Raw genomic sequence first — 12,368 nt, 5'->3', positions numbered from 1 at the left:
TTTAGATTGAAGATTGAAGGTTTTAACGCAGCAATTACCAACAAACAGAAGCAGTTTATGAATTTGACGCTGAATCTATCACCTGAATTGGAGCAGTACCTCTTACAGTCTGCTGAGTGGCGCGGTATTTCTGTAGAGGAAGTAACCTTGCAAATGCTGATGGGATGTATGCAGAGTCAGGAACAGGATTCGATCGGATCTGGTGCGGTGTGTGAAGTTTGGTCTCCCTATGATGCGTTTGATGCTGCACAGACGATGCTGGAAGTTTTAAAGCAATCGAAATCCCAAGAAGATGAGTAATGTGGAACATTTTTTTTTGTATCTGAAAATGTACCGTTGATTTTGGGACAGGTAAATTTCTTTATGGAGTTTGATGTTTGTTTTTATCGATCGCAATTGGCGTTTAATGTTAGTCCTCGTTAACTGGTTCCCAAGCAGAGAGAGCCTGGGAATCCATAACGAGTAAACGAGTAATACCAATATCGCAGAGGAAACGGCACTGCCGCTTCCCTACCAATATCGAAGAAGACACGGCACTCTTACTCTTTCCTTCCCCCTTCTTCCTTCTTCCTTCTTCCTTCTTCCTTCGTTATGCCAAGCCCCGAAGTGGCACGCGCTGCTTCTGCAAAATCTGTGAATACAGCTTTTCCAACTCAGTAATATTCTGACTGAGAGTGTACCGCTCGATCGCCCGTTGGCGCGCTTTTTGACCAAGCAGCATTCCCAACTCAGGATGTTCGCGAAATAGCGGCAGTAAAGTTTGCAACTGACTCCGCACCCGCTGAGTGTTCAAAACTACCCCTGCGCCTTCCTCCAAAGCCTCACCGTCAGCACCGGCATCCGTTGCCAAACAAGCTAAACCGCAGGCCATCGCTTCCAGCAGCGACAGCGACAATCCCTCCACCAAAGAAGGCAAAATAAATACATCTGCACCGCGCAGAATTTCGATCCGGCGTTCCTCCTCGGCGACAAATCCGAGCCACACAATGCCCTCCTCTTCGCCGTAGGACAGTTGCAGCGACGCGGCTAGGGGCCCGTCACCTACGATCGCCAATACGTTACCAGGGCCAAAATTGCACTGTTTCCAGGCTTTCAGCAAAGCCTCGACATTTTTCTCCGGGGCAATGCGGCCTTGATATACAAAAAGTCGATCGGCCTTTAACTCCGACTTCAACCCCGAAGGCCCAGGAGAATACTTCATCGCGTCTACTCCGTTGGGAATCACGGCTACCCGTTCTTGCGGTACTCCCAACTTCACCAAAATATCCCGCTGAATGTAAGAAAAGACGATCGTCGAGTCGTAGTGAGCCAAAAACGGAGCATACAGTTGATACATCAGGTGCTGAGTTCCTGATGTCAAATTCCGCAATTTGCGATCGAACGGCGGGTGAAAAGTCGCCACCAAAGGCAAATTCAATTCCTGACAAATTTCCGGCAGCAGAAAGTCCAGAGGCGAAAGCGTCAGGGAAGCGTGAACAACATCCGGTTTCAGTCGCCGCAAAGACTTCATCAACACTGTGCGGGATTTGAGAGTCGGAATCGTATAAATTTGCGATTTGTAGTGACAAGGTAAAGAAACTTCGTTGCAACTCGCGGGCGAAAGCGAATTGGTATATGAAGTTGGAGTAATTCCAGTTCCCCATTTCCCATTTGCCATGCTCCACGCCGTATTATTCCTGTCCAATGGGCCCGCTTCTTGGGCAAAGTGCAGGAAACTAACCTGGTATCCCCGGTCTAAAAGTGCGTTGGTGACTTCCCTGGAGTAAGTGACATTACCGCAAAAAGGTGATTTTTTTCCTAGCCAAGCGATGTGCATTCAAGTAAATCAGAGTTTGTTAAGCAGAAGGAAGAAGGAAGAAGGAAGAAGGAAGAAGGAAGAGTGCTTATATAGCAAGCTTTATTGCCATCTGTATCTTACGTTTAATTAGGTGGATTTACTTATTTTATTGGAGTCGATCGACTTTAGTATTGCTGTTACGGGAAATATACCAGGTTAAGACGCCACCTGCGATCGCCAATCCTGCCAAAGCCAAAAATACTGTCGGCAAACCCAGAAATGTTTCAGCTACTCCAGCCAAAGCTAATGGTAAACTCAAAGCGATATTAGTGGCATTGTTTTGCAGCCCGAAAACTTTTCCCCGCATTTCTTCTGGGGTTTCTGCTTGAATCGTCGTCTGCATCGGCACTCCCACCAACGAGGCAAACAAACCCAACAGGGTAATGAACAGTACCGAGATCCACAAATGGTGTGTAAATGCAGAAAGACCCATCAGAGCCACTGCCATGCCAACTGATCCGATTAAACTAAGTTGGGAATGAGAAAATTTGTGACCGAGATAGCCGACAGTCGTCGCCCCAATAGCCATCCCAACGCCTACGGCAGCCAGCAAAAAGCCAAATTGGGAGGCTCTCATACCGGGCAGGATTTCTGCCAGCCGCACCGCTAGAACTGCCAAGGCTGCAAAAATGGAAAATAGAATAATTAGTTGAATTAAAGCATTGCGGACTTTCGGTTGATCGTTGATGTAACGCAGGCCGTCTTTTAAATCTGCTAGGGGATGCGGCGGTTCGTGTTCGACTTCGTTTTTTTCGCCTGTTTTCATCGACAACAATAGCACTCCAGCGAAGGCGTAACTGCCGCCTACTACTAATTCTTTGCCGATGCCGAGTCCGCCGCCAATGTTGGTAAATAGGGTGTCGGCTAAAGCTAGTAAGGGTTCTCCGACTGCGAAGCCAATAATCACCGAACCCATCATGGTGGTGGTGTAGAGGGAGTTTGCCGATAGCAGGTGGCGGCGTTCCACTATTAGGGGAATTACTGACTGTTCTGCTGGGGCGAAAAATTGAGTTAGGGTCGAAACTAGGAATGTTACTAGCAGCAGCAAGCAGAATCCCAGGGGTAGTTTACCGATTTCAAAACCGTCTGAGAGCCACAGCAGCAGGGGTAATGCTAATACGAAGCCTCCCCGCAGCAGGTTTGTGGCTACGAGCACGGCTTTTTTCGGCCAGCGATCGACATACACGCCTGCGGCGGCACCGAACAGCACTGCGGGTATGGTAAAGGCGATCATGATTGCTGATACCCATCTGCTGATGCTTTGATCTGGCGCTTGAAACCGGCTGGCTACGAGGGCGATCGTCAGTACGAGATAAACTTTATCTGCTAGTTGGGAGAAAACTTGCCCACTCCACAATGCTAGAAAGTTGCGGTTTTTGAGAACCGGCAGAAATCCTGTTGCTTTTTCGGGAGTTTCGGCAACTGTTTCGGGGAGTTCTGCTGCTGGCTCTGCTGTTGGTTCCGGGGTTATGGTTGGGGGTTGTTGGCTGTTACCGTTGTTCGAGTCTGTTTCTGGAGTTGTGGGATATTTATCCATTTCTGGGTGTTGGGCGTTGCTCCATTGTCGATCGGGCAAAATGGCATCAGATTGAAAATCTGGAAAATTTTCTCGTTCTTCCATCTTGTGGTGGGTCACAGCTAAAACAGATATTCTCAAATCAGTATCGGACAGTCGCATCATAGGATTTGGGGGATTGTCGCCTGGGATGGTTCAGGTTGGGGGGATGGGAATTTCAAATTGAGGCGTTAACCTCTAAGTTTAATAACTCGTAACTTTATTTATTATCTAGTGTTGCAACAAGAAGAGAGAATTTACATGAAATTACCTACAGGTTCGGATATCCCCCAGGCGGGTGCGATCGGCGATCGCCCGTTTCACTGTTTAACTCAAAATTCCCGATTTAAAACTCAAAACTCTCTAAGTAGGTGTCGATCGAGCTTCCCGATCGAATCGTGCAACCTAAATGATACTGGGCATATTGCCGCAAAATATTTTCTACTGATATCCAAGCCGTGCGATCGGTAATCCCCTCTTCTAGTTCTGCACTACCCAACTGTTGCAACGCCGCTAATTCTATAGCATTAATCTGGAAATTTGTCAAGTGTTTGCTATCGCTCGTTTGCGGGGAACGGGAGCTGGATCTGTACAAGCTACCGGTTTGTGAAGAGATTTCTGCCTCTAAGTTAGCTAGCTCGGACAAGCTGAAGGTTCCCCCAGAAGGTATACTAAACCCGGTTTTCCAGTTTGGATCGCTGAAATTTGGGACGATCGGTTGTCTGGTGGCGCAGCAGACTTGGACTTGGGGCGCGAGGCCTGCTAGGGCTAACAAGTGAAAAATACCCTGAGCCAGATGGGCGACTAGCACGGCGGCGGATGCGATTTCTGTGCGATCGGACAAACGCTCTAAACGGCTCAAGTGTTCGCCCAGCAACAAGAAGAGTGATTCTTGGGGTTCGTCGGAAAGGGCGCTGGCGATCGCCAATTCTGCCAGATATTGCGCGGCTGCGAGTTTTCCGAGGTTGCGGCTCAAACCCGGATGGGATTCGACAGTGCTAGCTTGGGTAATCTTGTCGAGCGATCGGCCTTTGGCGATTAGCAATTCGTTGACGACAAATAACTCGCTTCTACCGCCAATGCTCGATCGCTGTTTGCGAACACCGGGCGCTACGGCTTTAATTAAGCCGAATTCCCGTGTCAAAACTGTCAGCAGGCGATCGGATTCGCCGATCGGCGCACTCTTCAGATTAATACCAGTTGCTTTGTAAGTTCGAGTCATTTGTTAGTTGACGGTTGGCTGTTGACTGTTGGCTGTTGACTGTTGGGTGTTGGCTGTTAACTGTTGACTGTTGGCTGTTGACTGTTGGCTGTTGACTGTTGGGTGTTGAGTGTTGAGTGTTGAGTGTTGACTGTTGGCTGTTGACTGTTGGGTGTTGGCTGTTGACTGTTGGGTGTTGACTGTTGGGTGTTGACTGTTAACGGTTAACTGTTAACTGTTAACTGTTAACCTTTAGCTTTTTGTTTTAGTGAGTTAAGATAGGCATTAAGTTTTGGTGAAAGTTCATTTAATAACGGATGCAATCGATCGATCTGTTCTTGAGTTAAAAGATTACGAGCATAGGCAAGTCTTAACCAGTGCCTTGTTTCGTTTAATGAACCTCGTGCAATTTTCACAAAACGCTGATTATCCTGATAGCTGTGGCGTCCATGTCCTTCTGCAATATTAGCGCCAACACTATCAGCCGATCTGACGATTTGTTTGCCCATCGTATCCTTCGTAAAGTAGTCCCATTCTTTAACAATAAACCATATTTGATTTGATATTTTTTCGGCTAATTGATATACTTGTAACTGTTGGAAGTTCTCCATATTAACTCCTTTAAACAATTAATCACCAAATCAACAGTCAACAGTCAACAGTCAACAGTCAACAGTCAACAGTCAACAGTCAACAGTTAACAGTTAACAGTCAACAGTCAACGATTATCTAAATTATCTCGCTGGCGGATTAATTCTGGGCCACGAGAAGTCCCCAAACGAGTTGCACCAGCCACGATCAAATCTACAGCTTGTTCGTGAGTGCGAATTCCTCCAGCGGCTTTAATACCAACCCTTCCCTTAGTAATTTCCTTCAGCAACCGCACGTCTTCAACTGTCGCCGCGCCAAAAAAGCCGGTGTTAGTTTTGATGTAAGCCGCGCCCGCCTCCATGCAAAGCTCAGCCGCTAATTGTTTTTCCTCATCAGAAAGCATCGAGCATTCGATAATCGCTTTGATAGTTTGTCCGGTTTCTTCGCAAATTTCGGCCAATTCCCGGTGAAATTCGTCACTTTTTCCAGCTTTCAACAATCCTAAATTGACGCAGACATCTAACTCCACGGCTCCATTGTCTGCGGCTTCTAGGGCTTCGTACAGTTTTACTGCTGATGTGGTTGCTCCTGTGGGAAAACCTATAACAGTCGAGACTTTTGGCTTTCTGCCGTGCAGAAGACTTACCGCTTGTCGCACGTAGGCGGGATACACGCAAACTGTGGCAAACCCAAATCTTTCTGCTTGTTGGCAGCAGTTTTCTACTTGCTCTGGGGTGGCACTGGGGTCGATCAAGGCGTGGTCTATATAGAGGGCAATATCGATATCTGGCCCTTTTGCAGCCATTGCTGTTTTTTCTCCGAAGTAACTACTTCCTTATTATGTAGCGAATTTACCAATTTTTGAATTGGCTCCTGGCCCGATCGAGTACAAATACTCAATTTACTACTTATAGCGGTTCTCAAGCGTGGTGAGGTATGCCCTATGCCCTATGCCCTATGCCATATCCCCTATGCCCTATGCCATATGCGTACCTCATTTTTCTGAGAAAGGCTATAAAAAAACTCTTGTGGCAATTGGTTCATCCATTTATGGCAAAAAAAATAAATTTTAGTATCTGCCTTTAGATACATTTTTTATCTTTCTTTAGGTATACTTTATTAAAAGGAGTTGGGGTAGAGCCTGCGTCAACTAGGCGATCGGGCAGAGCCTGGTAGCAGTCACTGTTTTTACTCCGATTAGCGCTTTAAAAACATCACAGCCAGTGCCAAGCATGAATCATTTAGAACTCGAACAAGAAATTGGGAAGATGACTAGAGCGATGATGACTCGCAATAGCTTAATTGGTAAAGATTTGATTGCCGATCTCAGAGGGCGGCTGTCTGTTGACAGTGTAGCTGCTTTGATGATTGTCAGTATTGAACGCTTGATTTGGTCTGACTGCGAGTCGGTGATCTGGAGTGTGAGTTATTTGATTCCTGCTGATGTGATGGAAGAAATTCGCCGGATTACGGCGCTGGTTGTTTGCAAGCGGTTGATGGGCAAAGGTTTTGTGCTGGGGAAGGATTTTAGTATTGATGCTTCTGGCAGGTTGCTGTTGAGCGATCATGCTCAAACAGCGGTTGTGGTTGCTTGAAGAAAGTCAGCAGAAGTTGGAGTGTCTGTCACGCACAGCCTGAGATTCGCAGCAGATCCAAGAGTGCGATGAGTGCGGTTAGCTGAAAGAGCATTTCATGAGAGGAAAATAGTTAGTTTCGATCGCCAATTGTTGAGGTTGTTACTGACAGTTTGTACGGGCGATCGCCCTGTATCAAAATTTTCAGAATTTTAGTGAAATTACAGTTTAACTCCGGGCATTGTTTCATGTAGAATCATCCCTAAGATAGATGCGAGATATTATGAACTTAATTCAAAACTTGGAAGCGGCTTGGTATTACCATCTCGGTTCGCGCCACCTCGAAGCTAACGATCATGATAGTGCTCTGGCGAATTTTGACAGAGCGGTGAAGTTGCAATCGGATCATTATAAGGCTTGGTTCGGGCGAGGTATGGCTTTGGGGAACTTAGAACGGCACTTAGATGCCCTGAAAAGTTTTGATGAGGCCTTGGCTGTGGAGCCGAATGCGAGCTTTGGCTGGCACAACCGGGCTATTGCTTTAGGAAAGTTGGGCCGCCCTTTGGAGGCGCTCAACAGTTTTGACAGGGCTCTGGAGTTTAACCCATGCTCGCCGAGTATTTGGCACAACCGGGGACTGACGCTGATCGATATGGGGCTTTACCATAAGGCGGTTCTGAGTTTCGATCGCTCTTTAAGTTTGCACCCGGAGGCTGCTTGGGCTTGGTACAACCGAGGTAATGCTCTGTTGGAATTGAAACTTTACCATCAGGCGCTCAACAGTTTCGATCGCGCGATCGAGTTTAACCCAGACGATGCGAACGCTTGGTACAATCGTGGTCTAGTTGCTAACTCAATGGGACTTTACAAACAAGCAGTGGCTAGTTTTAGCCGATCGATCGTTCTGAAACCGGGCAGAGCCGAAGCTGTGGGAGAGCGTCGAGTTGCTTTGGGAAAATTAGTAGGTTTAAATCAGAAAAATGCCAAGTTCACTCCTACATCTGAGTGTGCCTTTGAGGATTATTTGATTTGGTACAATCGGGGTGTGGAATTGGCGCGACAAGGTAGCTATTCAGAGGCGATCGTTTGCTACGAAACTGCCTTAGAAATCAATCCTGATTTTGCTAACGCTTTTTACAATCAAGCTTGCTGTTATGCACTGTTGGGGTTTGCAGATTTGGCCCTTGACAATTTGCAGCGGGCTGTGGAGTTTATGCCTAATTTATACCGAGAACTAGCTTTAGCTGACTCTGATTTAAGCTGCATTTGGAAACAAGAACGTTTTGCAGATCTGATTCAAGGTTGAGAAGGAAGAAGGAAGAAGGAAGAAGGAAGAAGGAAGAAGGAAGAAGGAAGAAGGAAGAGGGAAGAAGGAAGAGGGAAGAAGGAAGAAGGAAGAGGGAAGAAGAAGCAATTAAGGAACTTCCTAACCTTCTTGGTGGTTGCTATAGCGCGTCGTCAGGAGTTGTACAATCAATTAACGCTATTATCTAATCGCGTTAAATTGTGAACATCTTTCTCTCCCTCTTTCTCTCTTTTCTAGTTCCTCTGCGCCCTCTGCGCCCTCTGCGGTTAAAAAAATCTGATTTACAAATCAAATATAATTGCTATGTACGCAAAAAAAAGCTCGCGTTTCGGGCGAACTTTTGTGGATGGGCGACGGAAATTCGATCGCCCTCAACAGTGTTTTTGCAATCTTTGCTATTGCACAGAAACTCTGATGGAGGGCTTGACCGGCCTGTTGGCAACTATTAGTACCTTGTAGGTACCGGACTCCGGGAGTTGAGCAAAAGTTTGACCTGCGCCTTGATCCAGGAGTTGTCCCGACGGAGATTCGATCGCCACATCGAGATTTTTGTTGCTAGCACTCACCCTGATTGTCTGTCCCTGTTTTCCTGGAACTGTCAGGGGTTGGATTTGGTAGCCGGACATTTTGAGCCTAACTGTGGCTTCTGTTTCCCCGTATGCTATGGGAATTGCGCGATCGGGCCTATAAGTCCACTTAGCGTTAAAGTCGCGTCCGATCACGAAGCTGCTAGTCTCACCTTTCGGGGTAACTCGCACGCGGTAAATCCCGGACTCTGGCAATTGGCCGATCCACTGATTGTCGCTTTTTTCAATAACTCCCAGATTCTCGCCGTTGGGGCTGTACAGTTCGGCTGTCAGTTGTCCCGCCCACAGCGAGAGAGTGAGTTCTCGCCCTTTGATGCCTTCAAAAATATAGGTGGTTGGTTTGTTGATGGTGGCTCGAATTTCTGAGGTTGACATTCGCTCGATGGGTTCTAGCTTGGCAACTGGGGCAGAGGTAGCTGACGTTGGCTCGATCGGTTCTAGGTTGGCAACTAGGGCAGAAGTAGCGGGTTTATTAACGGTTTGTGTAATTTCCGAGGCAGCCATCCGATCGCCCGGTGCAATTTTTGGGGCTACAGGGCTGGCAAATACTGATTTTGCCGTCATCATGAGTAGCATTCCAGTCAGTAAAATTAGTTTTTTCATGTCACGCTTGCCAAAGGTAATCAGTTGTATATGTTTACTTGTGTGGTGCTGTTTGCACCGGATTAAATCTGCCGATCGCGCGATCGGCTTGATCAGCATAGAGGATACAGCTAAATATTTCGTAATTTCACAAAAATTCGCGGTAGTAAATTGCCCTGCCGAAGCTAAATAGTAGCCTGGGTCGATCGGACATTTCCATCATATTCCCTACCCATAATATCATCGGATCGTCCTAGTAATTTGGTCAAAAATTCAAGCTTTTTCCCAAAAGCTTGCTCAAAAAATGCCAACAACCCAAAAACGCGGTGTCTGGGTTCCAAGAGAGGCTTTGCTACCAGAAAACGACCCTTAACCCAGCGGGGGTTACGGCCTCTACTTTTAACTGGTGCGAGGGCGATCGGCTTGTAGGGCGATGCACACCGCACCTTATCCTATGGGTAGCGTGTCAAACCACTTTTTGACCTTAGTCCCAATCTTGTACTATAGGGCCGGGTAAGGCAAGGATATGTAATAAAAACGAGTTTACCGATGCCAAACCCGCCCTGCCAAGCCAGGTTTATTTTTACTACGAACCAGAGAGAATTTTTAGATAAGCTTGTACCGTGTTGGATAATCCCATTTCTAGCGCTTCGGCAATTAAAGCGTGACCGATCGAGACTTCTAGTATATCAGGAATCGAGCAAAACTTAGCTAAATTGTCTAAATTTAAATCGTGTCCGGCATTCACTCCCAAACCGACAGATTGAGCGGCTTGAGCTGCTAAGACATACTGTTGAAAAACAGATTCTACATTGCCTTCACGAAAAGCAGTTGCGTAGGGTTCCGTGTACAGTTCTACGCGATCGGCTCCAACTTCTTTTGCTAGGGGCATAAGAGCAGCATCTGCGTTCATAAACAGGCTGACTCTGATGCCGTTGTCTTTTAATTTTTGAATAATTGGTAACAGCCGATCGCGATTTTCGGGAATATTCCAACCGCTATCGGATGTTAGCACGTCTGGAGCGTCCGGCACTAAGGTACACTGAGCCGGTTTCACATCGCAAACTATATCCATAAATGGCGGCTGAAACGGATTTCCTTCGATGTTGAACTCGACAGTTAGCATTTTGGCTAAGTCGTAAACATCGGCAGCTTTGATGTGTCTTTCGTCGGGGCGGGGATGGACTGTAACGCCGTGAGCTCCGGCGGCAATTACTGTTTTTGCGGCTTCGGTAACGCTGGGGATGCCGATGTTTCGAGAGTTTCTCAGGAGGGCGATTCTGTTGATGTTGACGCTGAGTTTTGTCATGAGATTGGAAGTTGCGGATGTTTGTTGATTTTTAATTTTAACCGCTGATGAACGCTAATGAACGCTGATGCAGGCGGATTGATTTTTAGGGCGGCTGTTAATTGGGTTGATTTGGATGGTTGTGAATCAGCTTTTCTGCAAGCGGTAAGGTTTCGGCAAAAATCGCCTCTGCTGTTTGGTGTTTTGCTGGCAAATCTTGTAGATTGGTAATGCAGAAAAGTGGTGCGGTGCGATCGACTATTTATGCCATAAAATCTCGGCTGAAATATTTGAGTTTAAAGTCGGATCTGTGGGGACAGTAAATCATGGCCAACATTTCGAGTAATGGTAAAAGCGTCAAATTGTGACAATTAGGGTAGAAACAATATTTTCGAGCATGATTTGTCTCATAAAATCAAGCTATACTGTTTGTTTTCCCAAGCTTGCACAAGTTTAACAAACATCGCAGGTTGAGATTGCTGCGACATTGTTCTGCGAGGAATTGCTAATGTGTCCGGTTGTGGGCTGCTGCCGAAAATTGCAGGGGAAGCCGCAAGGGAGAAGGGCAATTTGGGGGAAAGTACGCGCGGCGGAGCTATCGGGTAGGAAATCGCCCGCGAGCAAAAATCAGTCTTAAATTCTCACTCATCAGAAACCTGCCCGCTGTCCGGTAATATGAGAAAGGATTAATTTTTAACAGCGCGGCATGGCTACTATTTGGGAACTCGATTTTTACAGCCGTCCAATCCTAGACGAGCGAGAGAAAAAAAAATGGGAAGTGTTGATTTGCGAAAGCCCGCTGAATGTAGGCGACAAGGCAGAATCTCTGTTTCGCTACTCGCAATTCTGCCCGAGTACAACCGTGAATTCCCTGTGGCTGGCTGGTGCAATTAAAGATGCGATCGCCTCTGCACCGAAACCACCCGAAAAAATCCGCTTTTTTCGCCGCCAAATGGCGAACATGATTACCAAAGCCTGCGAGGAATTGGATATTCCCGTCGCTTCCAGTCGCCGCACCCTCGCCCTCAGCCTGTGGCTGGAAGAACGGATGCAAGACGTTTATCCCGCCGAACCGGGCTATCAGCCGGTTGTGATCCAGAGCGTTCAATTTGTACCCGAAACGCCCGTAGCGTTGCCGGACGCCTTAATCGGCGAAAAATGGGCGTTTGTGAGTTTGCCGATCGCAGCTTTTGATGAAATGTCCGAGTGGGATATTGGATTTGGCGAAGCTTTCGGGCTCCCGATGACACGCCTCGCCCCGGAAACACAAATTCCAGGATTAATCATCTACTCATCGAGAGCAACGGCTTTAGCAGGTTGGATGTCGGGTTTGGAATTGGCTTTTCTCAAATTTGACACCCGCGAGCTCCCTAGGCTGGTATTAGATACGGGAGCTAACGATCGCTGGATTATAGCTAATCTCAGAGACGCAGCAACTGAGAAAGAAGCGAAAGGATTTGAAGCCGCGAAAAAGCAAGCAAAACAAGTACATTTCTTAGCAATTCAGTCGAATCCACAATCGGAATCTTTTGCAGGATTTTGGCTGCTGCACGAACTAACTATTTAGTCGATCGCTGGTGAATAACCGCTCTGGCATCGATCGCAAAAAATTGGTAATCGGTAATTGGTAAATTGGTAATTGGTAATTGGTAATTGGTAAATTGGTAATTGCTTCCAATGACAACTACCAACTGTCAACTGTCAACTACCAACTACCAACTATAGCAATCCTAAATCATTATCTACACTTATTATGATATAATTATATGCAATAATTGATTGTGACAATAAAAAAATGAATAACTTACAAATGCCACAGAAAGATATGGAAAAAGAAAGAGCGGCGT

General features: G+C 46.7%; 15 protein-coding genes. 6 read left to right on the top strand and 9 right to left on the bottom strand.

Annotated elements, in window-relative coordinates; genetic code table 11:
* Positions 1 to 6: 6 nt before the first annotated feature.
* Positions 7 to 300, top strand: coding sequence for a hypothetical protein (locus K4039_RS19975; RefSeq protein WP_265237837.1), 294 nt, complete (start codon positions 7 to 9; stop codon positions 298 to 300).
* 289 nt (positions 301 to 589) lie between these two features.
* Here K4039_RS19975 and K4039_RS19970 read toward each other — a convergent pair whose 3' ends face one another.
* From K4039_RS19970 to deoC, 5 genes are all read right to left on the bottom strand, one after another.
* On the bottom strand, positions 590 to 1,816 hold the full coding sequence (locus K4039_RS19970) for a glycosyltransferase family 4 protein (protein ID WP_265237835.1): 1,227 nt from the start codon (positions 1,814 to 1,816) through the stop codon (positions 590 to 592).
* A 127-nt stretch (positions 1,817 to 1,943) separates the two neighbouring features.
* Positions 1,944 to 3,518, bottom strand: a complete 1,575-nt coding sequence (locus K4039_RS19965) for an MFS transporter (RefSeq protein WP_265237833.1) — start codon at positions 3,516 to 3,518, stop codon at positions 1,944 to 1,946.
* Positions 3,519 to 3,738: 220 nt separating this feature from the next.
* A complete protein-coding gene (gene recO / locus K4039_RS19960; protein ID WP_265237832.1) occupies positions 3,739 to 4,614 on the bottom strand; it encodes a DNA repair protein RecO in 876 nt (291 codons plus the stop codon).
* 224 nt (positions 4,615 to 4,838) lie between these two features.
* Positions 4,839 to 5,204, bottom strand: a complete 366-nt coding sequence (locus K4039_RS19955; RefSeq protein ID WP_265237830.1) for a four helix bundle protein — start codon at positions 5,202 to 5,204, stop codon at positions 4,839 to 4,841.
* A 107-nt stretch (positions 5,205 to 5,311) separates the two neighbouring features.
* Positions 5,312 to 5,989 (bottom strand): deoxyribose-phosphate aldolase, encoded by a 678-nt coding sequence (gene deoC, locus K4039_RS19950; RefSeq protein ID WP_265237828.1) that lies wholly within the window; start codon positions 5,987 to 5,989, stop codon positions 5,312 to 5,314.
* Between the two features lie 427 nt (positions 5,990 to 6,416).
* On the opposite strand from deoC, the gene K4039_RS19945 reads away from it, so the two are divergent.
* From K4039_RS19945 to K4039_RS19935, 3 genes are all read left to right on the top strand, one after another.
* Entirely contained in the window at positions 6,417 to 6,779 is a 363-nt protein-coding gene (locus K4039_RS19945) for a hypothetical protein (RefSeq protein ID WP_265237826.1), read from the top strand.
* A gap of 262 nt (positions 6,780 to 7,041) precedes the next feature.
* A complete protein-coding gene (locus K4039_RS19940) occupies positions 7,042 to 8,064 on the top strand; it encodes a tetratricopeptide repeat protein (protein ID WP_265237825.1) in 1,023 nt (340 codons plus the stop codon).
* On the top strand, positions 8,061 to 8,252 hold the full coding sequence (locus tag K4039_RS19935; protein ID WP_265237823.1) for a hypothetical protein: 192 nt from the start codon (positions 8,061 to 8,063) through the stop codon (positions 8,250 to 8,252). Before K4039_RS19940 ends, K4039_RS19935 begins: the two co-directional genes overlap by 4 nt.
* 207 nt (positions 8,253 to 8,459) lie before the next feature.
* Here the strand turns inward: K4039_RS19935 and K4039_RS19930 are convergent, their stop codons facing one another.
* From K4039_RS19930 to K4039_RS19920, 3 genes are all read right to left on the bottom strand, one after another.
* Positions 8,460 to 9,353: a hypothetical protein gene (locus tag K4039_RS19930; protein WP_265237821.1), complete on the bottom strand. Its 894-nt coding sequence runs from the start codon at positions 9,351 to 9,353 to the stop codon at positions 8,460 to 8,462.
* Between the two features lie 65 nt (positions 9,354 to 9,418).
* Positions 9,419 to 9,679, bottom strand: a complete 261-nt coding sequence (locus K4039_RS19925; protein ID WP_265237819.1) for a hypothetical protein — start codon at positions 9,677 to 9,679, stop codon at positions 9,419 to 9,421.
* 140 nt (positions 9,680 to 9,819) lie between these two features.
* Positions 9,820 to 10,542: a pyridoxine 5'-phosphate synthase gene (locus K4039_RS19920; protein WP_265237815.1), complete on the bottom strand. Its 723-nt coding sequence runs from the start codon at positions 10,540 to 10,542 to the stop codon at positions 9,820 to 9,822.
* 57 nt (positions 10,543 to 10,599) lie between these two features.
* On the opposite strand from K4039_RS19920, the gene K4039_RS19915 reads away from it, so the two are divergent.
* Positions 10,600 to 10,752, top strand: a complete 153-nt coding sequence (locus K4039_RS19915; protein ID WP_265237813.1) for a hypothetical protein — start codon at positions 10,600 to 10,602, stop codon at positions 10,750 to 10,752.
* Between the two features lie 475 nt (positions 10,753 to 11,227).
* Positions 11,228 to 12,088, top strand: coding sequence for a Tab2/Atab2 family RNA-binding protein (locus K4039_RS19910; protein WP_265237811.1), 861 nt, complete (start codon positions 11,228 to 11,230; stop codon positions 12,086 to 12,088).
* Here the strand turns inward: K4039_RS19910 and K4039_RS19905 are convergent.
* Positions 12,081 to 12,212 (bottom strand): hypothetical protein, encoded by a 132-nt coding sequence (locus K4039_RS19905; protein WP_265237809.1) that lies wholly within the window; start codon positions 12,210 to 12,212, stop codon positions 12,081 to 12,083. The two genes, K4039_RS19910 and K4039_RS19905, sit on opposite strands and share 8 nt — an antisense overlap.
* Positions 12,213 to 12,368 lie beyond the last annotated feature (156 nt).

Origin of the sequence: Lyngbya sp. CCAP 1446/10 (assembly GCF_026130175.1) — a bacterium.
Lineage (GTDB): Bacteria > Cyanobacteriota > Cyanobacteriia > Cyanobacteriales > Microcoleaceae > Microcoleus.
Note: the sequence above shows the minus strand (reverse complement) of the source record. Positions and strands in the feature narration are given on the sequence as shown.

What these genes read in the sequence shown, in the direction of transcription:
- K4039_RS19945 (WP_265237826.1), top strand. Translation starts at nt 6,417, where the DNA reads ATGAATCATTTAGAACTCGAACAAGAAATTGGGAAGATGACTAGAGCG.
- K4039_RS19940 (WP_265237825.1), top strand. Translation starts at nt 7,042, where the DNA reads ATGAACTTAATTCAAAACTTGGAAGCGGCTTGGTATTACCATCTCGGT.
- deoC (WP_265237828.1), bottom strand. Translation starts at nt 5,989, where the DNA reads ATGGCTGCAAAAGGGCCAGATATCGATATTGCCCTCTATATAGACCAC.
- K4039_RS19965 (WP_265237833.1), bottom strand. Translation starts at nt 3,518, where the DNA reads ATGATGCGACTGTCCGATACTGATTTGAGAATATCTGTTTTAGCTGTG.
- K4039_RS19970 (WP_265237835.1), bottom strand. Translation starts at nt 1,816, where the DNA reads ATGCACATCGCTTGGCTAGGAAAAAAATCACCTTTTTGCGGTAATGTC.
- K4039_RS19930 (WP_265237821.1), bottom strand. Translation starts at nt 9,353, where the DNA reads ATGCTGATCAAGCCGATCGCGCGATCGGCAGATTTAATCCGGTGCAAA.
- recO (WP_265237832.1), bottom strand. Translation starts at nt 4,614, where the DNA reads ATGACTCGAACTTACAAAGCAACTGGTATTAATCTGAAGAGTGCGCCG.
- K4039_RS19910 (WP_265237811.1), top strand. Translation starts at nt 11,228, where the DNA reads ATGGCTACTATTTGGGAACTCGATTTTTACAGCCGTCCAATCCTAGAC.
- K4039_RS19915 (WP_265237813.1), top strand. Translation starts at nt 10,600, where the DNA reads ATGAACGCTGATGCAGGCGGATTGATTTTTAGGGCGGCTGTTAATTGG.
- K4039_RS19955 (WP_265237830.1), bottom strand. Translation starts at nt 5,204, where the DNA reads ATGGAGAACTTCCAACAGTTACAAGTATATCAATTAGCCGAAAAAATA.
- K4039_RS19920 (WP_265237815.1), bottom strand. Translation starts at nt 10,542, where the DNA reads ATGACAAAACTCAGCGTCAACATCAACAGAATCGCCCTCCTGAGAAAC.